This is a genomic window from Mesorhizobium sp. C277A (assembly GCF_040324395.1).
Taxonomy (GTDB): domain Bacteria; phylum Pseudomonadota; class Alphaproteobacteria; order Rhizobiales; family Rhizobiaceae; genus Mesorhizobium.
This window is the reverse complement of record NZ_JAMYVW010000002.1, coordinates 355,688-381,803: the sequence shown is the minus strand read 5'-3', so window position 1 is coordinate 381,803 and position 26,116 is coordinate 355,688. Positions and strand designations below refer to the sequence as shown.

The following is a 26,116-nucleotide window of genomic DNA, read 5'->3' as shown; positions in this document are numbered from 1 at the left end:
AATGGATGACGAAGCCGAAGTGCCCGAACCCGGCCCAGCATCCTCCGATAGCGGGCGCGAGCGCCGCTGGCGGCTGGCGATCGGCGCCGATGACGAGGCTTCCTCCGCCCTTTCCAGTGATGACAAAAAACTGTCTTCGGCGCTCGATGCGCTTTACGGCGACGGCGCCAATGCCGATGCTTACCCGCGCAAGCGGCGCGGCGGGCTCGGCCGCTCGGCGCCACGCGTGGCGCAATGGATGGGCGATATCCGCTCCTTCTTTCCCGCCCAGGTGGTCCAGATCGTCCAGAAGGATGCCTTTGAGCGGCTGAACCTGAAGCAGATGCTGATGGAGCCGGAATTCCTCAAGGCGATCGAGGCCGACGTCAACCTCGTCGCCGACCTGATCTCGCTGCGTTCGGTGATGCCGGCCAAGACCAAGGACATCGCCCGCACCATCATCGCCGACATCGTTGCCAAGCTGATGCAGCGGCTGGAGCAGAAGACCGCCGAGGCGATCCGTGGCGCGCTCGACAAGTCGCGACGCACCAACCGGCCGCGCCAACGCGACATCGACTGGCCGCGCACCATCTCGGCCAATCTTCGCCACTACCAGCCTGAGCACAAAACCGTCGTGCCGGAAAAACTGGTCGGCTTCATGCGCAAGCAACGCCGGCTGGTCGATCTCGACGAAGTGGTGCTGTGCGTCGACCAGTCCGGCTCGATGGCGAGCTCGGTGATCTACGCCTCGATTTTCGCCGCGGTGATGGCGTCGCTGCCGGTCGTGCGCACCAAGCTGGTCTGTTTCGACACGGCCATCGTCGACCTGACCGAAGAGCTCAGCGACCCGGTCGAGGTGCTGTTTGGCGTGCAGCTCGGCGGCGGCACCGACATCAACCAGGCGGTCGCCTATTGCGCCGACCGCATCGAGCGGCCGACCAAATCCCACTTCGTGCTGATCACCGACCTCTATGAGGGCGGCAACGGCCAGGACTTGCTGCGGCGGCTTGCGGCGCTGGTCCGGTCCGGCGTCAATGTCATCGTGCTGCTGGCGCTGACCGATCAGGGCCGGCCGGGCTATGATCCGGCGATGTCGGCTTCGGTCGCGGCACTTGGCATACCGGTCTTCGCCTGCACGCCGGACCTGTTTCCCGACATGATGGCGGCGGCGTTGCGGCGCGAGGATATCGGCGCCTGGGCAGCCGGCGCCGACATCAAGCTGATCCGCGCCGAGACGGAGCCGAGCAGTCAGGCCTGACTATTCGAACGAATAGGCAAACCCGTCAGTGGAAGCGCTGACGGTCACCTTGGTCATCTTCTCGCCGTCGAGCGACCGGTTCAGCACGCCGCGGCTGAGTTCCGGCAACAGCGTGTTGGTGAGGATGGCGTCGATCATGCGGCCACCGGACTCGATTTCGGTGCAGCGCGCCTTGACCAGCGCCATGACGCCGTCGCCGATCACCAGTTCGGCGTCGTGGCTGGCGCGCAGCCGCCGCGCGATCTTGCCGAACTGATGGCGGGTGATGGCCTCGATCATCGAATCCGAGAGCGGATAGTAAGGGATGGTCACGACGCGGCCGAGGAAGGCCGCTGGAAACACCTTCAGCAGTGGGGCGCGCAGGGCAGCATCGAGGCCGTCGAGCCCTGCCCTCACCGTGCCGTTTTGCGTCCGCTCCATGATGACTTCGGAGCCGACATTGGACGTCAGCAGGATCAGCGTGTTCTTGAAGTCGATGCGCCTTCCCTCGCTGTCATCCATCATGCCCTTGTCGAAGACCTGGAAAAAGATCTCGTGGACATCGGGATGCGCCTTCTCGACCTCGTCGAGCAGGATCACCGAATAGGGTTTTCGGCGCACGGCCTCGGTGAGAATGCCACCCTTGCCGTAGCCGACATAGCCGGGCGGTGCGCCCTTGAGCGTCGAGACGGTGTGCGCCTCCTGGAATTCGGACATGTTGATCGAGATCAGGTTCTGCTCGCCGCCATAGAGCGTCTCGGCCAGCGCCAGGGCCGTCTCGGTCTTGCCGACTCCCGAGGGGCCGCAGAGCAGGAACACGCCGACCGGCTTTTCCGGCGCTCCGAGCCCGGCGCGGCTGGTCTGCACGCGCTTGGCGATCATCTCCATGGCGTGATCCTGGCCGACGACTCGTTCGGACAAAGTGTCGGCGAGCTTGAGCGCCTTTTCGGTCTGGCTGGACAGCATCCTGCCCGTCGGGATGCCGGTCCAGTCCTGGACCACGGCAGCGACCGCATTGCGGTCGACCGACGGCAGGATCAGCGGCGTCTCGCCTTGCGCGGTGGCAAGCTCGGCCATGAGTTCACGCAGCCGCGCCAGATCGGCGGCAGGATCTGGCGCAGCTTCGGCAGCCGGCGCTTCGGTCTCGAACGCTTTGGCCTTCGGCTTTTCAGGCTTGGACGTTTCGGCCTTGGGCGGTTCAGCCTTGGGCACCTTGGTCTTTTCTTCGTCCGGCGCTGCTGGTTCGGCATCGGCCTCGGTTGTCGCCACCGCATCGAGCGGCACGCCGTCGCCGCGCAGCCGCGCGCGCAGTTCGAGGATCTCGGCAACCAGCGCCTTTTCGCGCTCCCAGCGCTCCTCGGCGGCGGCGAGCATGGTCCCGGCCTCAGTGAGCCCGGCCTCGACCCGCGCCTGCCGGTCAGTTACTTCGATGCCGATCGCGGCCTCGCGGCCGATGATGCCGCTTTCGACTTCCAGCGCCTGGCGGCGCCGCAAAATGTCCTCGACCTCGGCCGGCGTCGCATGCTGCGAGATCGCCACCCTGGCGCAAGCGGTGTCGAGCAGGCTGACCGCCTTGTCGGGCAATTGCCGCGCCGGGATGTAGCGATGCGACAGGCCGACCGCCGCCTCGATCGCCTCGTCCAGGATCTGCACTTCGTGATGCTGTTCGAGCACGCCGGCTACGCCGCGCAGCATGAGCACGGCGACCGCTTCCGACGGCTCGTCGATCTTGACCACCTGGAAACGGCGGGTCAGCGCCGGGTCCTTTTCGATGTGCTGCTTGTATTCGGCCCAGGTGGTTGCAGCGATGGTGCGCAATTCGCCGCGCGCCAGCGCCGGCTTCAAGAGATTGGCGGCGTCGCCGGTTCCGGCGGCACCACCGGCGCCGATCAGCGTGTGCGCCTCGTCGATGAACAGGATGACCGGCGTCTCGGAGGATTGGACCTCGTCGATGACCGCCTTCAGGCGCTTCTCGAACTCGCCCTTGACGCTGGCCCCGGCCTGCATCAGGCCGACGTCGAGCATGCGCACGCTGATGCCTTGCAGCGGCGGCGGCACGTCGCCCTGGGCGATGCGCAGGGCAAAGCCCTCGACCACCGCGGTCTTGCCGACACCGGCCTCGCCGGTCAGGATCGGGTTGTTCTGCCGGCGCCGCATCAGGATATCGATGATCTGCCGGATCTCCGGGTCTCGGCCGACGACCGGGTCGATCTTGCCGTCATGGGCGCGCTGGGTGAGGTCTGTGGCGTATTTGGCCAGCGCGGAATCCCCGCCCGGAGCTCGCCGCGGCGCCTCCGCGGTGGGAGCCACTGCTGCCGTGGCGCCGGCTTCGAGCGAACCGTCCACCACCTCGGCAAAGCGGGCGATGACCCCGTCGGCGTCGATCTTGTCGAATTCGCCGCTGATCTTCGCCACCAGGCCTTCCAGCACCGGCGTCTTCAGGCAGGCGAGCACGACATGGGCGCTGCGGACCTCCTCCATGCCGAATTCCAGCGTCGCCAGGTTCCAGGCCTCCTGGATGGCGTGAAAGATGTGGTCGGAAAATTCCTCGATCGAGGTGGCGCCGTAGGGCAGCTTGTCGACGGCGCGGGTCATTTCGCTGGTAAGCCGGCTGGCATCGACGCCGGCATCGGCAATGATCATCTGCACATCCGAACGCTCGGACAGCACCAGTTGTTCTATGAAATGGACGAGTTCGACGTAAGGATTGCCGCGCAGCTTGGCGCTGTCGGCGGCGGCCTTGAAGGCGCGCAGGCAGACCGGATTGAGCTTGCCAACCAGTTCCTTGCGTTTGAACCCCTGCGACGACCGGCGCTGTTCCATCGAACGTGCTCCTGCAATCTGCCCGTCGACAGCCTGCCACATAAGCAGCCGCTTGACAAAGCGCTTGATGCAGCCGGCCTTTTCCCTTTGTGGAGAGTCCCGCGCCGCCAAATGCAGACAACCACGATTTTTTCTAATCCTATGCGATGCGCTTCACATACGAGGTTGGCCAAGCACGCCATGAATTGCGCCATCCGAGACGCAGTTGCACCGACATTCATTAGCGCTCGTTAACTTTTGAGCGGATGGCGAATTGTGGGAATATGCAACCGTGTGCTAACGTTGGGTCACGTACGGTTTTAGAGCCGGTCGCCGGGGGTATCTGTGATCGATCTCGCACTCTGGCTTGCTCCGCTGGACGGTGAAAATCCGTCAGGCGAAGACTTGCGCAACGATCCGGCTTTTCATGAGCTGGAGCGGCTCACGGAGCCGCAGGTCAAGGTCGTCCATGACGGGCGCAACAAGCCAGCCGCGCAATCGACCATTCCGGTCGACTGGCCTGCCGTGCTCGGCAAGGCCGAGGAGTTGCGTTCGCATGGCCGCGACCTGCGCCTGCTTGTCATTGTCGCCCGGGCGCTGGCCAATGAAGAGGGATTGGCCGGACTGGCACAGGGCCTGACCCTGATTGCAAGGACCTTCGAGACGCATTGGGAGACGATGCACCCGGCGCTGCGGGCCAGCCCCCAACCACGCGAGGCCGCCTTGCGCCGCCTCAACGCGCTCGCCGACCTGCAGAACGGCCAGGAAGGCCTGCTGGCGAACCTCAGGCAAATGGTCTTCTTCGCGCCGCGTCCCATCGGGCCGATCAGCGGACGCGATCTCGAACAGGGTGCGCTCGACGATCGCGTCATGTTTCAGGAAGCGGCGTCGGGATTGAATGCCACGGAGAAGGCAGCGCTGGTCAGCGCGCACGGACAGCTCCTGAACCGGGTGGGCAGCGGTTGTGCCGCCCATCAGGACCAGGCCGGTGAACAGATGACGGCGCTCATCGCCGGGGCGCACGCAGCGATCGAGGCGCTCGACGCGGTCGATACGGCCCTGAATGCCCGTCTTGACAGCAACGGGGCTGCCGTCCCGGACCTGAAACGATTTTTGCAGCGCGTGCTGACGACGCTGGAACGCAACACGGCGGTCGAGATCACGGAAGAGGCAGCGACGAAGGGGGCTGCCAGCCCGGCTGCTCCCCCGGCAAGCCCGGCCGCGCCGGTCAGAAACGGTCATGGAGCCGAGACGATGGCAAGCTACGCGGAGACCGGTGCGGGGCTCCCGGACAGGATTTCCTCGCGCGACGATGTGGTGAAGTGCCTCGACCTTGTGGTCGCGTTCTACGACCGCACCGAGCCGTCGAGTCCGATCCCGCATCTCGCCCGCCGGGTGCGCAGGATGGTGCACATGGATTTCGTTGAACTGATGGAAGACCTCGCCCCGTCGGGGCTCAAGGAATTCCGGCTGCTCGCCGGCGTTCCCGACGCCAAGAAGACTGCCCAGAAGGATGAAAGGTAGCAACACATGCCAGCCGAAAGCAAAGCGAAGGTCATCGAGCGAAATCGCGCCCCGCGCGTGCAGATCGCCTACGATGTCGAAACCTACGGCAGCCCGACGACGATCGAACTGCCGTTCGTCATGGGCGTGATGGCCGACCTGTCGGGCGCATCGCAGACCAGGGAAGCGTCCAAGACGGTGCTCGACCGTTCCTTTGTCGAGACCGATGCCAACCGCTTCCCCAAATTCATGGAAGCGCTGGGACCCAGGGTCAAGGCGCGGGTGAAGAACACGCTGCCGCAGGCCGAGGGACAGGAGCGCGACGAAGAACTGGCGCTCGACCTGACCTTCACCAAGATGGGCGATTTCGCCCCCGACAAGATCGCCGAACAGGTCCCGCAACTGGCCGAAATCCTCAAGATGCGGCGCCAGCTCGAGGAGCTGCTCGGCTTCATGGACGGCCGCGTCGATGCCGAAAAGCGCATCGCCCAATTGCTGAACAATCAGCCGCTGCTTGGCCAGATCGCCGCCCAGGCGCTGTCCGACGACAAGGGTGAGGAATAGATCATGGCCGAACAGCAAAAGACCGCAGCATCCGTCGCCGAGGCCGAGGCCGTCGATCTCGGCGAATTCAGCCAGCTCTTGGAGAAGGACTTCAAGGTCAAGAAGGACGACAGCGAGAAGCTGCAGCAGCTGGTTCGCAACCTGGCTCTGGCGGCGCAGTCGCGCTCCGAGACGACGACGATTTCGTCCAACTCGATCAAGTCGATCAAGTCGTTGATCGCCGGCATCGACAAGATGCTGACGACCCAGGTCAACGAAATCCTGCACGCGCCGGAAGTGCGGCAGATGGAAGGCACCTGGCGCGGCCTCTGGTACCTCATCAACAACACCGAGACGGATCAGAAGCTGAAGATCCGGGTGATGAACATTTCCAAGGAGCAGCTGGCCGATACGCTCGAAGACTATGAAGGCCAGATGTGGGACCAGAGCCCGATCTTCAAGAAGGTCTACACCGACGAGTATTCGATGCTCGGCGGCGAACCGATCGGCTGCGTCATCGGCGCCTACGAGTTCTCCAACCACCCGCGCGACGTCGGCCTGTTGCGCAACATCTCCGGCATCTGCGCCTCGGCGCACACGCCATTCATCGCCGCCGCCTCGCCACGGCTGTTCCGCATGGACAGCTGGCAGGAACTGCCCAACCCGCAGGACCTGCAGCAGATCGTCTCCAACCCGGCCTACGCCTCGTGGCAATCGCTGCGCGAGAGCGAGGATGCGCGCTATATCGGGCTGACCATGCCGCGCGTGCTGGCGCGGCTGCCCTACGGCTCGGAGACAGTCCCGGTCAAGGGCTTCTCCTTCGAGGAGGAAGTGCAGGGCGATCACAACAAATATGTCTGGATGAACGCTGCCTTCCCGATGGGCGTCAACATCAACCGCAGCCACAAGCTCTATGGCTGGGGCACCCAGATCCGCGGCGTCGAAAATGGCGGCACTGTGCTTAACCTGCCGGTGCACTCCTTCCCGACTGATGACGGCTCGATCGCGATGAAATGCCCGACGGAAGTCGCCATCGACGACCGGCGCGAGGCGGAACTGGCCAAGCTCGGGCTGATGCCGATCCTGCACCGCAAGAACACCGATCTCGCGGCCTTCATCGGCGCCCATTCGCTGCAGGACGATGAGACGCGGGCGGGCCGCCTGGTCGACCCCGACGCCCAGTCCAACGAGCGGCTCTCCGCCAACCTGCCCTATCTGTTCCCGGTCTCGCGCTTCGCCCACTACCTCAAGGCGATTGCGCGCGACAAGGTCGGCTCGTTCAAGGAACGCACCGACATGCAGATCTGGTTGACCGAATGGATCAACCGGTACGTGCTGGCCAACCCGGCCTTCGCCGACGACAAGGCGCGCGCCAAGCGTCCGCTTGCCGCCGCCGAGGTGCAGGTCGACAGCGTGGAGGGCCGGCCGGGCTACTACAACGCCCGCTTCTATCTGCGCCCGCACTACCAGCTGGAGGGCATCAACGCCTCGCTCAGGCTGGTGTCGGAATTGCCGTCCGTGAAGACCTGATTGCAGCAACCAAACCTTTGTTTGAAAGCGGTGGAGAACGAAAATGCCCACAATGAAGATCGACGGTTTTCTGAAAGTTCCGGATATCAAGGGGCCCAGCACACGCGACGGCCATGACGACGAGATCGAAATCCATGGCGTCGATTACAAGATGGTCGCGCCCTACGACCCCAATTCCCTCTCGCGCCGAGGCCGCGTGTCGATGGGCATGATCAAGTTCACCAAGCACTATGACAAGGCCTCACCCTATCTGGCCAAGGCCCTGTTCGAAAACAAGGCGCTGGACGAGGTCAAATTCTCCGCGCGGCGGACCATCGACGGCGAGAGCAAGGACTATCTGGTCGTTACCCTGACCGACGCCTCGATCATGGAATACGACATGTCGCAGGCCGATGATGAAGCCGACCTGATCCAGGAGGAAGTCTCCTTCGCCTACAAGAAGATCAAGTTCGTCTATGACGACAATGACGAAGCCGAAATGGATGTCTATGTCGGCAAGTGAGGGGCGAGCAAAGCGCCCTGCCGCCGACAAGGTACAGGCGGGCGGTTCACGGGCCAAGCGCGAGGCGGTACAGCCTTCGCTGTGGGACCGCCTCGTCAACGACCTGCCGGGCCTGAGCTCGGAGATAGACGGGCTCAGGCAGGCTCTGCAGGAGGAGCTTGGCGCAGAGCGCCTGGACGAGCTGCTGGCAGACGGACCGAGGCGCATCGACGCCGATGACGCATTGAACCCCGATCAGAAGCGCCGGCTGCACCGGCTGGCGTTTCAGAACCGGCACCGTGGCGAGCTTGAAAGCCGAGGCATCGTGGTGTCGCCCGATGTGCTGCGCGAGGCCGTGCGGCGCGACATCGAGGCGCTGTTCAACACCGAGCGTTTCGAATCCGCGCCGCTGCTATCCGATCTCGAGGCCGAGCAGATGACCGACAGTCCGACATCGCTGGCCGACTTTCCGGAGGTGCGCCGCAGCGTTGTCAATTATGGCGTGCCGTCCTTCTCCGGCCGGTCGTCGCGCGACTTCGATCGCGATGTTCTGGCACGCGAGATCCGCGCCGTGCTCGCCACTTTCGAGCCGCGGCTGAAGGAGAGCGCGACGAAAGTCACGGTCAACCTCGGCGACAAGACCGGCCTGAAGATCGAGATCGACGCCGTGCTGATCATGACGCCGACGCCCGAGCGCATGCGCCTGCGCACGACGATCAATCTCGACAACGGACTGGCGCGCACCGAGTTCAGGGAAGCCTGAGAGATGGACCGGGTCTTCGTAGAATATTACGAGGAGGAACTGTCCCACATACGCGGGCTGGCGGCGGAGTTCGCCGACATGCATCCGGCGGTTGCCCGCAATTTGTCGCTGGATACGGTGCCGTGTCCCGACCCCTATGTCGAGCGGCTGCTCGACGGCGTCGCCTTCCTTGCCGCGCGCACGCGCCTGAAGGTGGATGCCGAGCGCTCGCGGTTTTCGCGCAGCATCCTCGACGTGCTTTATCCCGATCTCGTCACGCCGGTGCCGGCAACCGCCATGGTGGTGCTGAAGCCCGGCCAGCAGGTGCAGACAATGCTTGCCGGCCACGTCGTCAAGCGCGGCACGCGGCTGGTCTCCAGCCTGCAGGCCGGCCTGTCGACACGCTGCACCTTCACCACCGCGCAGGACATGACGCTGTTTCCGATCGCGATCAGTTCGGTCGGCTATTTCCAGGACCGCAGCGCGCTTGCCGCCGCCGGCATCGGCCCGATCGCCGGCAAGGCCGGCGAAGCGGCACTTCGCATCACGCTGGCGCGGACCGGCAAAGGCAAGCTCGACGAACTGGCGCTCGACCGGCTCGACTTCTATTTCGCCAACCGCACCAAGGCGCCGCTAATCTTCGACGCCATCTTCGGAGTCTGCTCTGGTGTCGGCGCTCGACCGGAAGGCAAGACCAATCCATTGTCGCCGCTACCGCCGCCGGAGATGGTCGGCATTGCCGATGCCGAGGCGCTGATGCCGCGCACGCGGCCGACCTTCGAAGGCTACCGCCTGCTGCGCGAATATTTCATGATGCCCGAGCGCTTCCATTATGGGCGCGTCACCGGCTTGCTGCCGGTCGTGCGCAAATGCCAGGCCGGGCTCGAAATCATCTTCCTGTTCCGGCGTCCGGTGCCCGAACTCGCCGATCTGACGCCGGCGGATTTCGATCTCTTCGCCACCCCGATCATCAATCTCTTCGAGCGCGAGTGCAACATCGTCGAGCTCGACCAGCGCAAGACACGCCAGGTGCTGCATGCCGACCGCACGCGGGCGCGCGACTTTGAAATCTACCGCGTCATCCGCGTCGAAGACGCCGATGCCGAGGGACCCGACGCGGAGATACCGGAACTCTTCAGCCTTGGGCAAAATCGCGGCAGCGGCTGGGTCTATTCGACGGAGCGGCGGCCGCGCCGGCCGACCGAGGACGAGCGGCGCCAGGGCGTGACGCGGACCTCCTATGCCGGCGACGACGTCTTCCTGGCGGTGTCGCGCCCAGTCAACAGTCAGGCCAACCGGCCGCTCAAGCGCGTCGATATCATGGCGCTTTGCACCAATCGCGACCTGGCCATCCTCGACGACACGCCGACCCTGACGCTGGAAGCCGGCGACCCTGTGGAGACGGTCCGGCTGCTCGGCGCATTGCGTTCGCCGCAGCCGGCGATCCCGGCAGCGCTGCCGACCGGCGCCGACGGCGAGTCGCGCGCCGACGACCTGGCCTGGCGGCTGGTGTCACAGCTGGCGCTCAACTTCCTCAGCCTGGCCAAGGAAGGCCGCGGCGTCGATCCGCTGCACGCGCTGCTCGATCTCTATGCCGAGCGCGGCGACCCCGGGCTCGCCCGCAATGTGCGCTCGATCGTGCGCATCGACTCGCGCGCGGTGATCGAAAGGCTGGCGATCGAAGGGCCGATGTGCTTCGGCCGCGGCACGGAAGTGACGCTGCATGTCGACCAGTCGGTGCTGGCGGGACAGAGCACTCTGCTGCTGTCGGGCCTGCTGTCGCGGCTGTTTGCCCGCCATGCCGGCATTAACGGGTTCGTGCGCACGCGCACGCGGTTGCTCCAGAAACAGGAGGATGTGCCATGGCCGATGACGCCCGGCAATCGCTACCTGATCTAGAGCGAGCCGCAACCCTGTCCGAGAGTTTCGACTTTTTCGAACTGCTGCGCCGGCTCGAACGGCAAGGCGGCCTGTTCGGCCATTCCGGCCGGCCGGACCGCGAGCCGGCAAGGCTCGGCCAGAATGTGCGGCTGTCCTTCGCAGTGCAGGACGTGGTGGATTTCCGCGAGCCGACGGACAAGTCGCCGGCACGCGTCACGGTCAACAATCTCGGCCTGCTCGGACCCGAAGGGCCGATGCCACTGCATCTGACGCGCTGGGTGCTCGATCGCCTGTCGCAACGCTGGTATGCCGGCGCCGAGGCGCGGCAGACGAGCGACACGACCTTCGTCGATTTTGTCAATATCCTGCAGCACAGGATGATCGCGCTCTACTATCGGGCCTGGGCGGATGCGCATCCGGCTGTGCAGGTCGAACGCGGTGTCGGCGGCCGCGTCCGTTCCATGCTGGAAGCGATGGCCGGCATCGGGCTGCCGGGCACGCAGGATGCCGAACTCGATACAGTAAAACTTCGCCAGGCCGCCTCGCTCGCTGCCCAAGTCGACGGCCCCGAGCGACTGACGCTGTTCCTGGCCGAAGCCTTCAAAGTGCCGGTGGTGCTGAAGGAGTTCGTCGCGGCCTGGATGACCATCCCCAAGGCGCTGCAGACGCGGCTTGCCGGCAGCTATGCCACGCTCGGCCGCAGCGCCACCATCGGCCCGCGCAGCTTCAGCCGGCAGAGCCGCATCGAGCTGCGCATCGGCGCGCTCAGCTATATCGATTACAAGGCCTTCCTGCCGGGCGGTGAGCGGCTGAAGCTGTTGAAGCAGGCGGTGCGCGACCTGATCGGCGAGACCATCGATGTCGATCTCAGGATCGTGCTTGCGGCAAAGGCAGTGCCGCCGGCGAAGCTCGGCACCGTCCAGCTTGCCCGCACCACCTGGCTGGCGCGCAACCCTGCGCGAGGCGATGCCGAAGACATGCGGCTGCGCACCATCGTCGGCTGGCGCGAAGAGGTGGCGGCATGAGCCTGCTGCTGACGCTCGAACAGGGACCCCGCGCGCAAGTCACGCGGCAGGCGCGGCTGGACGAGGGTGAGCTGGTGATCGGCCGCAGCGCCGACGCCGACTGGCAGATCAACGATCCCGACATGTTCGTCTCGCGCGCCCACTGCAAGATCACCAGCAAGCAGGGCGGCTATTTCGTCACCGATACTTCCAGCAGCGGGCTGTTCATCGACGATGCCAGCAGCCCACTCGGCGCGGGAAATACCGAGCGCCTGCAAAGCGGCATGCGGCTGCGGTTGGGCGACTATGTGGTGTGCGTCGATTTGCAGACGGCGAAGACCGAGGCGCCGGCCTTGAGGCCTTCGATGCCCGCCAGCAAGCCGGTGGCGTCGCGGGCGCCGGTCAGTCTCGGTGGCGACGATTTCTTTTCGTCCACGACCCAAGAAGAGCCGGGACGGCCACGCCCTGCCGACCTGCCCGATCCGTTCGAAAAGCCGGTGCCCGGCGCGTTCGCGCGTGCGGATGAACGCAGCTCGCAGGCGTTCGACGATCCATTCAGCCTCGACCCGGTGGCGACGCCGGCGCCAGAGGCCGTCACCGACAAAAGCGGCGGCAAGCCGCTGTTCGACGACCCCTTCGGCCTCGACTCCGCGCCGCTGTCGAGAGAGCCTAGCAGATCCAATTCCGAGCAGCCGCCGGCCTACGATGACGGGTTTGGTTTTGGCCCGGCCGAGTCCACCAGCCTCGACGTTGGCGCGACGGATGGCGGCGCAATCGATGCGGCCTCGCCTGCTCCCTCCGCGGCGCCGTGGGAGCTGCCGGCTCGCGCGGCCGAGCCATCGCCAAAGCCAACCCCGCAACCACCGCCCCGCCCTCCTGTCCGGCAAGCTGCAGCACGGCCATCGACCGGACAGCCGGACGCGGGCCTTCGCGCTGCTTTCCTGCGCGGCATGGGTATGGACGAGGCCGGCTTTCCCGGCCGCAATCCGGTTGCCGACATGGAGAAATTCGGCCGCGAGTACCGGCTGATGATGGATGGGCTGATGCAGCTTTTGCGCAAGCGCGCCGAAGAGAAGGGCAACGCTCGCGTCGCGCAGACCGTGGTTGGCGCGTCCGAGGTCAACCCGCTCAAATTCCTGCCCTCGGTCGACGATGCTCTGGTGACCATGCTGGCCGAGCGCAGCCCCGGTTTCCTCGGCGCCGAGGCGGCGATCAAGGACGCGGTGCGCGATCTGGCGCAGCATCACGTTCGCGCCTGGCGCGGCGTGCAGGGCGCGCTCAAGCGCATGATCGACCGCTTCGATCCGGCGGCGATCGAGCAGGAACTGAAGTCGAGTTCGGCGATCGGCAATCTGCTGACCGGCGGGCGCGGCGCAAAACTCTGGGAACTGTACCAGAAACGCCACCGTGAAATCGCTCACAGCGCCGAGACGCGCTTTCTGGGCGAGATCGGCGCTGATTTTAGGGACGCATATGAGGAGGACTGAGACATGATCGACAGACGCGAATTCATTCTGGCCATCGGGGCTACGGGACTGCTGACGGCTTGCCAGAGCGGCCCGCCTAAACCCTCCGTCATAACGGTCAATTTGGCCGGTGGGGCCGGCATGAACCCGGGACCGGGCGGCGGCGACAGGCCGGTAACGGTAATGGTCTTACGGCTGAAGAGCACCGGCGCCTTCAATTCGGCCGATTATTTTGCCCTGCAGGGCGGTGCCGGCGCGGCACTTGGCGGCGATCTCATCGGCTCCGACACGGTTTCCGTCGGACCCGGCAAGACCGCATCGAAGACCATCACGGTCGAGCCAGAAGTGGCAGCACTCGGCTTCGTCGCGCTGATCAGGGAACCCGGCGGACGCAACTGGCGCACGACCAAATCGGTTTCGCCGGGATCGAAGTTCACGGTCAATGTGAAGCTCGGCAGCGGCGGGATTTCCGCCTAAAGCGCGTCGCGCTTGAACGGATTCAGGCGACGCGCTTTAGGTCTTTGTTTTTATGCATGTCGTTCTCTCAAAACCGTGACCACTTTTGAGCGACATGCATTGGCGGCAAAAGTCCGCAAGCCGCGCAACATGATGAGCAGGAAGCAGAGAGTGGCGGCATGAGCGATGCAAACAGGGTGCTGTGGTCGGAGGGGCTGTTCCTCCGCACCCAGCATTTCCAGCAACAGGACCGCTTCTTCGAAGCGACGGTGCGCGGCGCCTTGCAGGCCGGGCATCTGCATACGTTCGGCTTTCGAACGCTGATGCTCGATCAGGCACAGCTCGATGCCGGCCAGATCTCGGTGCTCTCGGCACGCGGCATCTTTCCAGACGGGACGCCGTTCTCGATCCCCGAGACGATGGATGCGCCGCGGCCGCTGGCGGTGACGCCGGAGATGGGCGCTGGACCGGTGCTGATAGCGCTGCCGCTCGAACCGCCAGGCGGCGTCGGCTTCGACCCCGCTCACGCCGAGCCGTCCGGCGCGCGCTATCGCGGCCGGATCGTGTCGGTGCGCGACGCCGTGCATGGCGGCTCCGATCCAGAGGAAATCGAGATCGCACGGCCGCAGGCGCTGTTGCTGGCGCCGGGCACCGCCGTCGGCGGCTACACCGCGCTGCCGGTGGCCGAACTCAAGGGCGTGCGCGCCGATGGCGGCGTGGCCCTGGACGACACCTTCCTGCCGCCGACCTTGGTCATCGGCGCGGCGTCCTGGTACAGCCGGCTGCTGCAGGAAGTGGTCACCGGCCTCGACCAGATCGCCGAGGCGCATGGCAAGATGGTGCTGGGCGGCCCCGGGCGCAGCGTCGAGGATCTTCTGATCCTCAATTTGGTCAACGCCGCGCGGCCGCGGCTGGCGCACATGCTTGTGCAGGATGTCTTCCATCCAGCCGAGGTCTATATGGAGCTGGCTGGCTTAGCCGGCTCGATGGCGACCTATGGCTCGAGCGCAAGGCGGCTCGGCGAACTGCCTGTCTACGACCACATGGCGCCCGGACCCGCCTATTCGGCGCTGGCCGATGCGCTGCGTTCGCTGATCCTCAGCCTGCGCTACATCGAGCCGAAATCGCGCGCCCTGCCGGTCATGCGCCATGCCACCAATGTGTGGAAGATCCGCATCGACAACCCGAAACTTCTGGTGGCGAGCCGCATCGTGGTGCGGATCGGCTCCGAACTCTCGGAGGATGCCTTGCGCAAGATTTTCGTCAACCAGGCGACCGTCGGCTCGGCCAGCGAATTCGAAGGGCTGTGGAAATCACGCCTGCCCGGCATTCCGCTGAAGCCCCTGCATTCGCAGCCGCGCGAAATTCCCTATGACGGCGACCGGCTGTGTCTCGAACTGGACCAGAAAAGCGAGCACTGGGCCTCGCTGCTCGAAGCGCCGGGTTTTGTGATCGGCGTTTCGGGCGTGCTGCCCAGCGAACCGCAGGTCGACTGCTACTCGGTCAACAGGTGAGATGATGAGCAGGGACGATCCATTCGGACTGTCCGAGGATCGGGAGCGGACGCGCATTCGGCTGAGCGGAGCGCCAACGCCGCGCGCCATGCCGCTGCCGGCGTCAGGGGTGACCGCGAAACGCACCGCGCGCGCGCATTCGAACGTGCTCGTCAACGCGTTCTCGCCGCTGCTGGAATTTGCACCAGAACTCGAAAACGCGCAGCCGCCGGAGAACCCGGAAGCCCTGCGCACCAGGCTGCTCGACGAACTTGTGCGCTGCCGCGACACCACCATGGCGCAGGGCTCCTCGCTCGAGCGCGCCGACCAGGCCGCGTGGCTGGTGGCGGCCCTGCTCGACGATCTGGCGCTGAACACGCCGTGGGGCGGCGCCAGCGCATGGCCGCGCCAGCCGCTGGTGGTGATGCTGCGCGGCGACGTCGACGCCGGCGCGCAGTTCTTCGCCCGGCTCGAAGAGCTTGAACGCCATCCCAATCGCGACCGCGAAATGCTGGAGTTGCAATATCATTGCATGGCGCTCGGCTTCCGCGGCAAATATCGCGTTCCGGGCCGCTCCGGCGACCGTTCGCTCAATGCGGTGCGTGTGGCCGCGGCGCGTTTCCTGCGCGACAGCGACGCCGAAGGCGCACAGCTTTCGCCCAACTGGAAGGGCGTGATCGCCTCCGACGAGCCGCAGCGCTTCATCGTGCCGATCTGGGTGATGGTTGCGGCAGCGGCGGTGATCGCCACCGCCATTCATATCGGGCTGTCGATGAGCCTGAGCAGCCAGGCGGTCGAGCTTTCGGCGCTGGTTCGCGCCTTGCCGCCGCCGACGCGTACGGATGTCACCCGCGCTTCGCCGAAGGTCGACGCGCCGCCGCCGGTGGCGGTGGATTTCGCGCTGCTGCCGGAATTCCAGGCCGCGGCGCCGGACGAGCTCAAGAGAGCGCTGAGCGGCACGGAGAGCGTGTCGCTGGCGCGGCTGGTCATCCAGGCCTCCAATCCCGAACTCTTCCAGTCGTCGCGCGCGCAGCTGACAGACGGCTTCGATCCGCTCATCGCCTCGGTCGCCAAGGTGATCCTCGAGAACCAGGATCTGATCGGCGATATCACCGTGGTCGGCCACACCGACGGCGTTCCCTTGCAAAAGACCAACCCACTGTCCACCAACCAGCGGCTGTCGGAAGCCCGCGCCGCGGAAATTGCCGATATCCTGATTCAGAACGGCGTGCCGAAGGAGCGCGTGCGCTCCGAAGGCCGGGCCGCCACCGATCCGGTGGCCGACGACGGCACACGCGAAGGCCGGGCCTTGAACCGCCGCGTCGAAGTGCTGGTCGAAAAGAGGCTGTGACATGTTCATCCTGCGCTTCCTCTGGGCGGTCCTGACTTCGCGTTTCCTGTGGACGCTGATCGGCCTGGCGCTGCTGTCGCTGATCATCTGGGTATTCGGCCCGATCGTACGGGTCGGCGACTATGTGCCGATGGCGTCGGAGACGGTGCGCATCGTCATCATCGCGCTTTTGGTGATCTTCTGGCTGATCTGGCTGATCGTCGCGCAGCGCCGCGCGATCCGCGCCAACCGCATGTTCGTCGCCGAGATTTCCGCCCCGGTCGAGGAAAAGCGGCTCAGCCCGGGCGAGGAAAACGTCGCCGCGGTCGGCGCCAAGTTCCAGGACGTCATGGTCGAGTTGAAGCGCCGCAAGCTCGGCGGCCGCAAGTTCCTGCGCGAGATGCCGTGGTATGTGATCGTCGGCCCCCCGGCGACCGGCAAGACGACGGCCTTGCGCCAATCCGGCCTCAACTTTCCGATCGACCTCACCGACGATCTGCAGGGCATCGGCGGTACCCGCAACTGCGACTGGTTCTTCTCCGAAAACGCAGTGATGATCGACACCGCCGGGCGCTATGTCCAGCAGGAAAGCCAGCCCGATGTCGACGCCGTGGAATGGCTGGGTTTCCTCGATCTGTTGAAGAAGCATCGTGGCCGTCGTGCGCTCAACGGCGTCATCGTTGCGCTTGGGATCGACGCGCTGTCCGAGGGCGACGAAGCCGTCAAGGCGCATGGCCGCAAGATCCGCAGGCGCTTGGCCGAGCTCGAGGAGCGGCTGGAAATCCGCTTGCCGGTCTATCTCATGCTGACCAAGGCCGATCTGATCAGAGGCTTCGAGGCCTTCTTCAGCGGCCTGTCGACACAGGCGCGCGAACAGGTATGGGGGACGACCTTCCCGCTCGATGCACGCGTCGACGCCAAGACGATCGCGGGCGAAATCACGACGCTGTCGAGGGAGCTGGAAAAGCGGTTGGTGCCGCGGCTGGAAGACGAGGACAAGCTGGCCGAACGGGCCGAGATCTTCCGCTTTCCCGCACAGCTGCAAAGCCTGTCCGAGCCGATCCAGGTGCTGGTCGAGGCGATGTTCGGCGAGAGCCGCTACGAGGAGGCGGCCTGGCTGCGCGGCCTCTATCTGACCTCGGCGACCCAGGAAGGCGCGCCGATCGACCGGCTGACCGCGGCGCTCGCCTCCTCCTTCGGCCTGCCGGCACGACGCACGATGCCGGCGCAGCGCTTCGAGAAGCGCAGCTTCTTCCTCAAGAACCTTTTGACCGAGGTGATCTTCAAGGAGGCCGGACTCGGCACTTTCGATCCGCTGGCGCAGCGCCGCCGCAGCTGGATCTGGCGCGGTGCCGCCGCTGCCAGCGCGGCTGCGGCCATACTCGCCGGCGGCCTGTTCACCTGGTCCTACTACGACAATCGCAACGCCATCGCCGCGCAAGCCGGCCAGTTCGAAGCGCTGCAGGCGCCGCTGACGTCGACCGCGGCGACGCCCGCCTCGGTGCTGCAGCCGGCGATGGACGTTGCCCTGACCGCCATGGACGAAGTCGTCAATGCCAGGACTGCGCCTCCGAACAAGGCACAGGACCTGCTCGGACCATCGGCTTCGGCCGAGATGATGCGGGCGCAGACCGACACCTATGACCACGCTCTGCGCAACGTGCTGGAGCCGCGGATGGTGGCGCTGCTCGAAGCGACCATGTGGCGGCAGATCCGCGATCCGGACTTCATGCTGGGCGCACTCAAGACCTACCGCATGATGACCGGCCTGTCTCAGATGGACTCCGACTTCGTCGAGAATTGGTGGGTGAACGACCTGCCCGAATTCGCGCCGGCCGCGCCCTTCCCGACCGCCGATGCGGAAGAACACCAGTTGGCCGCGATCCGGCGCATGGCGGTTGACGACAGCTACATCGCGCCCGACCAGGCGCTGGTCGCCGAAGCGCTGAAAACGGTCTGCACGATCTCGCTGCCGGCGCGGGCCTACAAGCAATTGCTGGCCGATCCGGCGGTGGCCGGATTGAAGGAATGGATCCCCGCCAATTTCGCCGGGCCGAACGGCGCCAAGGTGTTTTCGCGACGCTCCGACAAGACGCTGCGCGTCGGCATATCAGGCGCCTTCACCTATGACGGCTTCCACGACGCGATCCTCGACCGGGTCGAGGATGTGGCCGCCCAGGCGGCACTCGACCGCGCGGTGTTTGCCGGCGGTTGCTCGGAAAATTCCGAGACCTCGGTGTCGGCGCTATCGGAAGATATCCTGAAGCTCTACTATGACGATTACATCGCGCAGTGGGACAGTTTTTTGCGCGACATGCGGCTGGCGCCGCTCAGCGACCTCAACATTGCCAGCGAGAATCTGAAAGACCTTTCCAGCGCCGATTCCGCGCTGAAGCGGCTGCTGACGGCGGTGGTCCAGGAGGTCGACCTCACCCGCTCGGACGAGGCGCCGACCGACGACAAGGCGGCGGCGAAGGGCGGCTCGAAACTGCTGGGCAAACTCGGCAAACTGGGCAAGATCGTCAAGACTGGCGCCAAGCTGCTGCCGCGCGCAGGATCGGCCAGCGAAGTCGACCTGACCGGCACGCTGGTGGCCGAACACTTCAAGCCGCTCAAGAGCACGATTGCCGAGGTCGACGGCCAGCCGCCGGCGCTCGATGCCGCGGTCGTTGCGCTGACGGCGCTGTCCAATGTGCTGCAAACGGTGACCGCCAATCCCGACCCGCAGGACGCGATCAAGAAACAGGGCGGGCTGGCCGAACTGACCGGCGCCGTCGCCCGCCAGGCACAGATCCTGCCCGACCCGGTCAACACCTGGCTGAGCGGCATTGCCGGCGACACCAGCGGGTTGACGCAGAAGGCCGTGGCCTCCGAGCTCAACGCCATCTGGCGCGCCGATATCCTGCCCTTCTGCCAGGCCGCGCTCAACGACCGCTATCCGTTCAGCCCAGACAGCGCCGTCGACGTCAATGTGCGCGACTTCGCCCGCCTGTTCGGACCGGCGGGCATGATCGACGGCTTCATCAACGACCATCTGCTCGGCTATGTCGATACATCGGCGCAGCCATGGAAATGGCGCGCCGATTTCGGACTCGATCCGTCGGCGCTTGCCGCCTTCGAGCAGGCGCGGCGCATTCGCGACGATCTCTTCCCTGGCGGCCAGGGCCCGGTGATGGCCTTTACGCTGGAGCCGACAGACCTGTCGCCCAACGTCACCCGTGTCACGCTCAATCTCGACGGCCAGAACCTGGTCTATTTCAACAATGCGACGCGGCCGCAACCGATGACCTGGCCCGGCAAGGACGGCACCGGCGTCATCTCGCTCGCCTTCCAGCCGATCGACGGCTCGCCCGAAATCATGCTCAACGAGACGGGTAGCTGGGCGTGGCTGAGGATGCTGCGCGGCGGCCGCTTTACCGGCACCTCGCTGTCCGACGTCTACAGCCTGCGGCTGGGGACGAAAGGCATGTACGCCGACTTCAAGCTCAAGGCGGCGAGCGTGGAAAATCCCTACAACCTCCAGATGTTCAAGAAATTCTCATGTCCGCCGCAGATCTGAACATCGGCTTCTTCGGCAAGATTCCGGCGACCGGAGATTTCGTTGCCGTAAACCTGCCGCGGACCTTCATCGACCGCTGGGACCGCTGGATGTCGATGGAGTTGCGCGAGAGGCCAGACGAGGGGGAATTGGATTCGCGTGTTTGGCGCTTCATCGTCAAGAGCGGCATTTTCGGCGACCGGCCCTGTGCCGGCGCATGGCGCATGAGCGAGGACCGCGTGGGACGCCGCTATCCGTTCGCGATCATCGGGATTGGGGCTACACCGGCACCTGACGATGCATGGTTCGACGGCGTTGCGTCAATCGTTGATGAAGCGGTCGAATTGCAGAGGACGCAGTCCTGGATAGCCGAAGGCTTGGCCAACCTTGCCGCGCCCAGCAACAGCCATGGCGATCCGAACCGGATTGGCTTCTGGCTCGACGACTGGTCGGTGCATGAGTTCGCGTTCTCGGATATTCACGACCTGGCGGCCAACGCCCTGCCGAAAATGCGCGCCCCGCGCCCTGAGACGGAATAGCTCTGATGGGCAGCACAGTCTTTGCTGAAGGCATGGGCTTCTTCCACAAAGGAAGCGGCGGCAAGGGCGTGGCGCCGGGAGATGTGTGCTTGAGCCCGCCTTCCCCGCCGGCAGGCCCGGTTCCGGTTCCATACGTCAACATGCTGTCTTCCAGCGATCTCACCAAAGGCAGTAAGAGCGTCAAGATCGAAGGCAATCCGACCGCGCTCGAAAGCTCGTCGGAGGTTGCGACCAGCACCGGCAACGAGCCGGCCACCCAAGGCCTCGGCGCGGGGGTCATAACGCACAAGATCAAGGGCAAGGGAGTGTTCAAGCTCTGGTCGTTCGTCGTCAAGGTGGAGGGTAAGGGTGTCTGCCGCCATGGCGACACCATGGAGCAGAACACGGCAAGTCCACTCCCGAACACCATCGATACCGCCGCCTTGGTCAACTTCCGCAATGCTCTTCTGGTGAAAGAGAAGAAGAAATGCACGACCGATTATTGCTACGACGATCATTACACCCAGCCAACAGGCCCGCAGAAAGCCAAGGTTCAGAACCGGCCATGCTGGGAATGCAAACGTAACCTTGACAGGTTGAAGAAACGCACGACCGGCAAGAACAAGACCGCGATCAAGCGACTGGAGGCCAAGGTCAACCGGCAAATTTCGGGGAAGGAAGCCCCGCTGATCGCCGATCACCAGCCGACGCAGAAGGCAGCGTGGTACGCGGGTGGATGCAATATAGAGATCGTCCCACAAGGCTTCAAGGATGCGATGAAAGCGCTTTACGTCAGGCCGCATTGCTCCAGCCACAGCAACAGCCAGCCGGGCCGGCAGTCGAAGGTGGACAACAAGGCGATTAGGAAGTTCATGAACGCTCGGGGGATCTAGGCGATGAGTGCAACGGGTTTTGCCGATCTCGACGCTGACTATACGGCGATAATCGATGCGTGGACCGCAGAGCTCCACGCCGTCATGCCGGCGATCGAGGAATGGTGGGGCGCACTGCAGCAGCGCCTGAACGCCTCCGGTGAGAACATAGCCAATCTGCATTGGCCCGCCGGGCTGGTGGCCCATCCACGGATTCTGGCGATCTACCGCAAGCACTACTTCAAGGTTCATGGCCTGAACCTTGAACGGTACGCCCGACAGACCGATGATGACGACGAGGACGATGAATCGAACTGGGGTGAGGATGGCGACGAAGCGGACGCCAGCGGTCCCGTGCCGCCCAATCTGCTGCTGGTCGAAATGATGTCCGAATACGACACGGAACTATTCAAGTACTTCAAGTACTTCGTCTATGTCCCGATCGGCGAGGATCCATCTCTCGAAATGTGCTGAGGCTAGAAGAAGATGGCAATGCGGATTGATCATAGTGTCGAACTCGGCCTGAACCGGCTTCTCAACGCACCCCAGGACGTTGTCGGTCCCGATCATGGAATTCGCCTTTCGCGCCGCGAGGCCTCTGCTGCCTATAGGTCCCTGTTCAAGGCCTACCTCGCTGACTTGCAGGAGACGTTCGAGGTGGCTTCCGAGATCTGGGAAGCTGGCCTCGACGAACTGGTCGATGGCGGCCTGACCGTCAATCAAGCGATCACGGCCCAGCTGGATGATGCAGCGGCCGGCCCGGCGAATCATCCGGCGGTGGTGTGGCTCGTGCGGGAATACTGGCTGCGATGCGTTGCGGTGGGGGAAACGCTGCCCGCGGCCGACCGCCTCGCGCCTGAGGTGTTCCTGCTGCAATGGGTCGTCGATGAAGGCAACAAGGAATATGTAGAACTGCTGACGGCCATGCCCTATTGGCCGATCGGGCTTGATGAAAACGGCCGGTGGTGCTGAACGATGGCCTTCGATGTCTGGCTGGAAAACAGGACACCCTTCGCCGCCGCGACGCACGTCCAATTGAATGCTGACGGCCAAGAAACTCTGATTGTCATGCTATCGGCAAGTTTCACGGCGACGGATGAAGGAAAGGAATTCCAGCCAGCGGCCGAACAGGTGCCGGTGATCTTTGGCGATGAGCCTTTTGGCGATCCGGCCCTTTCATCGACCCGCTACGAAGCGGACATCGCGCCCGTCAAGCCTGGCGCCGAGGTGATCGTGAATGGCGTCGCGCACGCGCCGGATGGAAGGCCGGTACGCGAGATGCAGGTTGGCCTGCGTGTCGGTAACTCGATCCGCAAGGTATTGCAGGTCGTCGGGGACCGGATCTACGACTCCGGCGGCTACAGCGCACCGGCGCCTTTCCGGACCATGCCGATCGTCTATGAACGCACCTATGGCGGCACTTTGGAAGACTTGCGCACGGACCAGCGCAACCCAGTCGGCGTGGGGTACCATAACGCCCGGTCTGCAGATCCTGCGGTCAGAACCGAGGCGCCCAACGTCATGTATCCGGGCGAAGCGCAAGCCCGACCTGGGGAATCCCTGAGGCCGGCGGGATTCGGGACGATTGGCCGGGGCTGGCAACCGCGCCTGGCTTTCGCCGGAACCTACGACAAGGCTTGGCTCGAATCCCAATGGCCGCTCGCTCCCAAAGACTTCGACACGCGGCATTATATGTGCGCCCCAGCCGATCAGCAGATGGCCGGCATCGGCAACGGCGAGGATATCACGGTGATCGGCATGACGGCTTCGGGCAGATGGGATTTCCGCCTGCCGCGCATCACGGCCCCGCTTCGGCTCATTTATGACGATCGTGTAGAAGAAAACGCGTTCAAGCCTGACACCGTGCTCATCGAGCCTGACTTGAAGCGCGTGACCCTTAAGGCTCGTTTGGCAGTGGTAATCCGGCGCAACGTGCCGGCGCTGCGGGAAATCGCCTTCGGCCACATTTCTCCTGTTTGGATCAATGCGCGCCGCAAGCGAAAACTCTATCTCAATCTTCTCGGCGGCGACGGGGCCCTGCGCGATCGCTCGGCGTGGCAGCCGTGAAGCGGCCGCTCTACATCTCGGTTGGTGGCGCCGTCACGCCTGCTGGATTGAACGCGCGCCAGACCATCTCAGCCATTCGCGCCAACCTGTCAGCATTTCAGGAGGTGCCTCTTTCAGAGCCGTTTCCCACCACACAGATCGTGGCACGCATTCCAGCCAAGGCGGGCCTGCGACGCAATGACGGGGTATGGCTCGCCAGCATGGGCGCCCGCGCTCTCAAGGAGGCGATGCTCGACAACAAGGCAACGCCGGACCAGACCGCTGTTCTGCTCGCGCTGCCGGAGAGTTTCCGCGACCATCCGGCGTATGAAGAGGTCGAGCGGGGGCGCCTTTTGAATGCCATTTTCGAGCGATGCGGCCTGCGCTTCAATGCCGGCTCGCGCGTATTTGACGGCGGTGCCGCAGCCAGCGCCGGACTGCTCGACTATGCCGGCGACATGCTAGAATCCGGGACCGTCGCGCAGGTGCTGCTGGGTGGTGTGGACAGCCTCGTCAACGGGACCGACATTGCGCGCTTGATGCGAGCCAATCGTCTGAAATCCGAAAACAATGCTCAAGGGGCAGTCCCTGGCGAGGGCGCTGTCTTCGTGCGCCTGACGCGAGCGCCGGGGAGCGGGCCGGCTGCAATGATTTGCGGGGCGGGCCTGGCTCAAGAGATCGACAGCGTTCTTTCCGAACGCCAGAGTCAAGGCCGTGCGATGGTGGCTTCGCTGCTTGCTGCCTTCAGCGGGTCCGGACCCAAGGAACCCGATATCGAGTTCCTTGTCAGCAATGGAAACGGGGAACGGTACAGCGGGCTCGAACAACTGGTCGGTCGCTCGCGCTTCTACCGCACGCACCGCGAGATATTCCCGACAGCCTACCCTGCGATGACGGTCGGCGACATTGGAGCCGCTAGTGCGGCACTTGTTCTGATGCTGGCGGCCGACAGTTTTATAAGCGGTTACGCGCCGGGCCGCGTCGCAGCCTGCGAGCTTGCATCCGAGGGTGGCAACCGGTCGGCGATCGCGCTTACCGACCTCCGCCAACGCTGAACGGAGGGACAAGCCTTCCCTCGGCGAAAGCGATCACATCCACGCCGGGAACTTGCGTGTCCTGCGCCAGTCTGCCAGCGGCGCCTCGGGCGTGGCGATTGCCGCGCGCAACGCATCCACCCTGAGCCTGCGCATCGAACGGAACAGACGATGGTTGCGCCCGCCGCGCCCTTCGTCCCACCATGCTTCGACGCGATCGGCGGCCGGCAGCGAGCTGTCGTCGAGTTGGGCAAAGCCCTCGCCAAGAACAGCTGGATCGGCAACGAAAAGGTCGGTGTCGCCGAAGTCCACCTCGAACAGATCGCGAAGTGCTGCACCCGCTGCGGATGCCAGTTCCGGCTCGCGCATCTTCTCGATCAGCCACGGCACCACCGCTTGGTCGCCGAGCAGCCCGATCGATGCCGTGGCCGCGATGCGCAAGACAGGCTGTCCGAGACGTGATTGCAGCCAGGCCTTGCCGGCCTTCGGCGGCGTCGTCAGCAGGCGCAACTCGATCGCCGCCTGCGCATGGTCCGTCTCCGTCAGCACGATCTTGTCGATCACCGAGTGCGTGGACCGAGCCTCGCCAAGCAGGCAAGCAGCGAAGGCGGCCGCAAGACGTTCTTTCGTTGTCTCGCCGTCAAGCCCAGCCAGGACTTCCGGAAGCAGGTCGCGCCGCCTGAGCACGCCGGCGAGCCGGACGGCGCGCCAACGCACGTTCGCATTGGAATGGCTGGCCAGATCATGCAGGCGCTGTCCCGGATCGACGCGATGATGCCAGAGCGCAGATAGCCCAAGACAGCGCAGCCGCGCGTCGCGCGTGTCCAGCCACTGCGCCACGAACGGGCGCAGGTTTTCGCCCGGCGTGCGCGCGATCGCGGCAGACAGGCTCGATATGCCGGCGTCACCTAGGCTTGCGCCCGCGTCGATTGCAGAGGTCACCAATTTGGCATCGCTCCAACGCATTGCCAGAGTGCCAAGCACGAAAATCTCGCCCGGTTCGGCGTAGTCGGCGAAGCGCGCTTGAGCAGCTTCCCAACCGGCCTTGCCGGCTGCCATGAGCCCTTCGAGATTGGCTTCGAGACGCTGGTCGATGCGGCCGATATCGGTCTCGTCGAGGATTGGACCGTCGATCTCCAGACGACGTCGAAGCCACAGGAACGCCGCGTCCTCGGCGTGTTGGTCCACGATCGCCGCAATGGTCGCGATGCTGTGCATCGGCAATGCCTCAGTTAAGATGCACGGCCCCGCCGCGGATGCGGTTGGTGCCACTGGCCTGGCTGGTCAACTGGGTGCCACGAATGGTCACGCGTCCATTCTTCTCCAGAATGATCGATGCCAGGCCGCAGCGCAGTTCAATGCGCTCATCGCCGTTGATGACGACACGTTCGCCGTCGCGGACGACTTCGAGGCTCCTGCCGCGGGGCGCAGGATCGACGATGCGCCCGACCACCAGCGGCCGCGCCGGGTCGCCGCCCTCGAAAAGCAAAGCCAGTTCGGATCCGACGGCCGAAACGTCCAGCTCCGTCAGGCTGCGCGCCGCTATCGCGGTCTCGCGCGGATTGCCGACGAAGACAACCAGCGGCGCCCCGCCTTGGAAGCCGATCAGCAGGCCGATCACGACGCCGTCGATACGCTCCAGCACTTCCATGATGATGCCC

At 64.8% G+C, this 26,116-nt stretch carries 22 protein-coding genes; 19 read left to right on the top strand and 3 right to left on the bottom strand.

What is annotated here, in order from left to right:
- Position 1: 1 nt before the first annotated feature.
- Complete coding sequence (locus tag NKK52_RS01840; protein WP_023682609.1) at positions 2-1,237, top strand: VWA domain-containing protein; 1,236 nt, start codon at positions 2-4, stop codon at positions 1,235-1,237.
- Here NKK52_RS01840 and tssH read toward each other — a convergent pair whose 3' ends face one another.
- Positions 1,238-4,039: a type VI secretion system ATPase TssH gene (gene tssH, locus NKK52_RS01835; protein WP_352628171.1), complete on the bottom strand. Its 2,802-nt coding sequence runs from the start codon at positions 4,037-4,039 to the stop codon at positions 1,238-1,240. It lies immediately after the preceding gene.
- A 324-nt stretch (positions 4,040-4,363) separates the two neighbouring features.
- On the opposite strand from tssH, the gene tssA reads away from it, so the two are divergent.
- The 18 genes from tssA (at position 4,364) to NKK52_RS01745 (ending at position 24,476) form a co-directional block, all read left to right on the top strand.
- Positions 4,364-5,542: a type VI secretion system protein TssA gene (gene tssA, locus NKK52_RS01830; protein WP_023682610.1), complete on the top strand. Its 1,179-nt coding sequence runs from the start codon at positions 4,364-4,366 to the stop codon at positions 5,540-5,542.
- A gap of 6 nt (positions 5,543-5,548) precedes the next feature.
- Entirely contained in the window at positions 5,549-6,085 is a 537-nt protein-coding gene (gene tssB / locus NKK52_RS01825; RefSeq protein WP_023673718.1) for a type VI secretion system contractile sheath small subunit, read from the top strand.
- 3 nt (positions 6,086-6,088) lie between these two features.
- On the top strand, positions 6,089-7,594 hold the full coding sequence (gene tssC, locus NKK52_RS01820) for a type VI secretion system contractile sheath large subunit (protein ID WP_023682611.1): 1,506 nt from the start codon (positions 6,089-6,091) through the stop codon (positions 7,592-7,594).
- Between the two features lie 52 nt (positions 7,595-7,646).
- Positions 7,647-8,096: an Hcp family type VI secretion system effector gene (locus NKK52_RS01815; RefSeq protein ID WP_023673716.1), complete on the top strand. Its 450-nt coding sequence runs from the start codon at positions 7,647-7,649 to the stop codon at positions 8,094-8,096.
- On the top strand, positions 8,083-8,838 hold the full coding sequence (gene tssE, locus NKK52_RS01810) for a type VI secretion system baseplate subunit TssE (protein ID WP_023682612.1): 756 nt from the start codon (positions 8,083-8,085) through the stop codon (positions 8,836-8,838). The genes NKK52_RS01815 and tssE overlap by 14 nt, the downstream gene beginning before the upstream one ends.
- A gap of 3 nt (positions 8,839-8,841) precedes the next feature.
- Entirely contained in the window at positions 8,842-10,716 is a 1,875-nt protein-coding gene (gene tssF, locus NKK52_RS01805) for a type VI secretion system baseplate subunit TssF (protein WP_023682613.1), read from the top strand.
- Positions 10,680-11,723, top strand: a complete 1,044-nt coding sequence (gene tssG, locus NKK52_RS01800) for a type VI secretion system baseplate subunit TssG (RefSeq protein ID WP_023828000.1) — start codon at positions 10,680-10,682, stop codon at positions 11,721-11,723. The genes tssF and tssG overlap by 37 nt, the downstream gene beginning before the upstream one ends.
- Entirely contained in the window at positions 11,720-13,189 is a 1,470-nt protein-coding gene (gene tagH / locus NKK52_RS01795) for a type VI secretion system-associated FHA domain protein TagH (RefSeq protein WP_023682614.1), read from the top strand. Before tssG ends, tagH begins: the two co-directional genes overlap by 4 nt.
- Positions 13,190-13,192: 3 nt before the next feature.
- Positions 13,193-13,645, top strand: coding sequence for a type VI secretion system lipoprotein TssJ (gene tssJ, locus NKK52_RS01790; protein ID WP_023682615.1), 453 nt, complete (start codon positions 13,193-13,195; stop codon positions 13,643-13,645).
- A gap of 158 nt (positions 13,646-13,803) precedes the next feature.
- Complete coding sequence (gene tssK, locus NKK52_RS01785; protein ID WP_352628167.1) at positions 13,804-15,138, top strand: type VI secretion system baseplate subunit TssK; 1,335 nt, start codon at positions 13,804-13,806, stop codon at positions 15,136-15,138.
- 4 nt (positions 15,139-15,142) lie between these two features.
- Positions 15,143-16,468, top strand: coding sequence for a type IVB secretion system protein IcmH/DotU (icmH, locus tag NKK52_RS01780; RefSeq protein WP_023682616.1), 1,326 nt, complete (start codon positions 15,143-15,145; stop codon positions 16,466-16,468).
- 1 nt (position 16,469) lies between these two features.
- Positions 16,470-20,006, top strand: coding sequence for a type VI secretion system membrane subunit TssM (gene tssM, locus NKK52_RS01775; protein WP_023682617.1), 3,537 nt, complete (start codon positions 16,470-16,472; stop codon positions 20,004-20,006).
- Positions 19,988-20,524: a type VI secretion system-associated protein TagF gene (tagF, locus tag NKK52_RS01770; RefSeq protein ID WP_023682618.1), complete on the top strand. Its 537-nt coding sequence runs from the start codon at positions 19,988-19,990 to the stop codon at positions 20,522-20,524. The genes tssM and tagF overlap by 19 nt, the downstream gene beginning before the upstream one ends.
- Positions 20,525-20,556: 32 nt before the next feature.
- Positions 20,557-21,396, top strand: a complete 840-nt coding sequence (locus NKK52_RS01765; protein ID WP_023708137.1) for a DUF4150 domain-containing protein — start codon at positions 20,557-20,559, stop codon at positions 21,394-21,396.
- A 3-nt stretch (positions 21,397-21,399) separates the two neighbouring features.
- Complete coding sequence (locus NKK52_RS01760) at positions 21,400-21,849, top strand: hypothetical protein (protein WP_023682620.1); 450 nt, start codon at positions 21,400-21,402, stop codon at positions 21,847-21,849.
- An 18-nt stretch (positions 21,850-21,867) separates the two neighbouring features.
- Positions 21,868-22,347 carry a hypothetical protein gene (locus NKK52_RS01755; RefSeq protein ID WP_023682621.1) on the top strand — a complete coding sequence of 160 codons (480 nt, stop codon included), beginning with the start codon at positions 21,868-21,870 and terminating at the stop codon, positions 22,345-22,347.
- 3 nt (positions 22,348-22,350) lie between these two features.
- Positions 22,351-23,442 (top strand): DUF2169 family type VI secretion system accessory protein, encoded by a 1,092-nt coding sequence (locus tag NKK52_RS01750; RefSeq protein ID WP_023682622.1) that lies wholly within the window; start codon positions 22,351-22,353, stop codon positions 23,440-23,442.
- The gene (locus NKK52_RS01745; protein WP_023682623.1) at positions 23,430-24,476 is read left to right on the top strand and encodes a hypothetical protein; all 1,047 of its coding nucleotides are present in this window, start codon (positions 23,430-23,432) and stop codon (positions 24,474-24,476) included. The genes NKK52_RS01750 and NKK52_RS01745 overlap by 13 nt, the downstream gene beginning before the upstream one ends.
- A gap of 33 nt (positions 24,477-24,509) precedes the next feature.
- Here NKK52_RS01745 and NKK52_RS01740 read toward each other — a convergent pair whose 3' ends face one another.
- Positions 24,510-25,673, bottom strand: a complete 1,164-nt coding sequence (locus NKK52_RS01740) for a hypothetical protein (RefSeq protein ID WP_023682624.1) — start codon at positions 25,671-25,673, stop codon at positions 24,510-24,512.
- A gap of 10 nt (positions 25,674-25,683) precedes the next feature.
- The gene (locus NKK52_RS01735) at positions 25,684-26,109 is read right to left on the bottom strand and encodes a DUF6484 domain-containing protein (RefSeq protein ID WP_023682625.1); all 426 of its coding nucleotides are present in this window, start codon (positions 26,107-26,109) and stop codon (positions 25,684-25,686) included.
- Between the last annotated feature and the right edge of the window lie 7 nt (positions 26,110-26,116).

Excerpts from the sequence above, each read along its gene's own strand:
- tssE (WP_023682612.1), top strand. The coding sequence starts at position 8,083 with ATGTCGGCAAGTGAGGGGCGAGCAAAGCGCCCTGCCGCCGACAAGGTA.
- NKK52_RS01750 (WP_023682622.1), top strand. The coding sequence starts at position 22,351 with ATGGCCTTCGATGTCTGGCTGGAAAACAGGACACCCTTCGCCGCCGCG.
- tssF (WP_023682613.1), top strand. The coding sequence starts at position 8,842 with ATGGACCGGGTCTTCGTAGAATATTACGAGGAGGAACTGTCCCACATA.
- tagF (WP_023682618.1), top strand. The coding sequence starts at position 19,988 with ATGTCCGCCGCAGATCTGAACATCGGCTTCTTCGGCAAGATTCCGGCG.
- tssC (WP_023682611.1), top strand. The coding sequence starts at position 6,089 with ATGGCCGAACAGCAAAAGACCGCAGCATCCGTCGCCGAGGCCGAGGCC.
- NKK52_RS01840 (WP_023682609.1), top strand. The coding sequence starts at position 2 with ATGGATGACGAAGCCGAAGTGCCCGAACCCGGCCCAGCATCCTCCGAT.
- NKK52_RS01755 (WP_023682621.1), top strand. The coding sequence starts at position 21,868 with ATGCGGATTGATCATAGTGTCGAACTCGGCCTGAACCGGCTTCTCAAC.
- tssM (WP_023682617.1), top strand. The coding sequence starts at position 16,470 with ATGTTCATCCTGCGCTTCCTCTGGGCGGTCCTGACTTCGCGTTTCCTG.
- NKK52_RS01765 (WP_023708137.1), top strand. The coding sequence starts at position 20,557 with ATGGGCTTCTTCCACAAAGGAAGCGGCGGCAAGGGCGTGGCGCCGGGA.
- icmH (WP_023682616.1), top strand. The coding sequence starts at position 15,143 with ATGAGCAGGGACGATCCATTCGGACTGTCCGAGGATCGGGAGCGGACG.
- tssB (WP_023673718.1), top strand. The coding sequence starts at position 5,549 with ATGCCAGCCGAAAGCAAAGCGAAGGTCATCGAGCGAAATCGCGCCCCG.
- tssG (WP_023828000.1), top strand. The coding sequence starts at position 10,680 with ATGGCCGATGACGCCCGGCAATCGCTACCTGATCTAGAGCGAGCCGCA.
- NKK52_RS01760 (WP_023682620.1), top strand. The coding sequence starts at position 21,400 with ATGAGTGCAACGGGTTTTGCCGATCTCGACGCTGACTATACGGCGATA.
- NKK52_RS01740 (WP_023682624.1), bottom strand. The coding sequence starts at position 25,673 with ATGCACAGCATCGCGACCATTGCGGCGATCGTGGACCAACACGCCGAG.
- NKK52_RS01815 (WP_023673716.1), top strand. The coding sequence starts at position 7,647 with ATGAAGATCGACGGTTTTCTGAAAGTTCCGGATATCAAGGGGCCCAGC.
- tssJ (WP_023682615.1), top strand. The coding sequence starts at position 13,193 with ATGATCGACAGACGCGAATTCATTCTGGCCATCGGGGCTACGGGACTG.
- tssK (WP_352628167.1), top strand. The coding sequence starts at position 13,804 with ATGAGCGATGCAAACAGGGTGCTGTGGTCGGAGGGGCTGTTCCTCCGC.
- tssH (WP_352628171.1), bottom strand. The coding sequence starts at position 4,039 with ATGGAACAGCGCCGGTCGTCGCAGGGGTTCAAACGCAAGGAACTGGTT.
- tagH (WP_023682614.1), top strand. The coding sequence starts at position 11,720 with ATGAGCCTGCTGCTGACGCTCGAACAGGGACCCCGCGCGCAAGTCACG.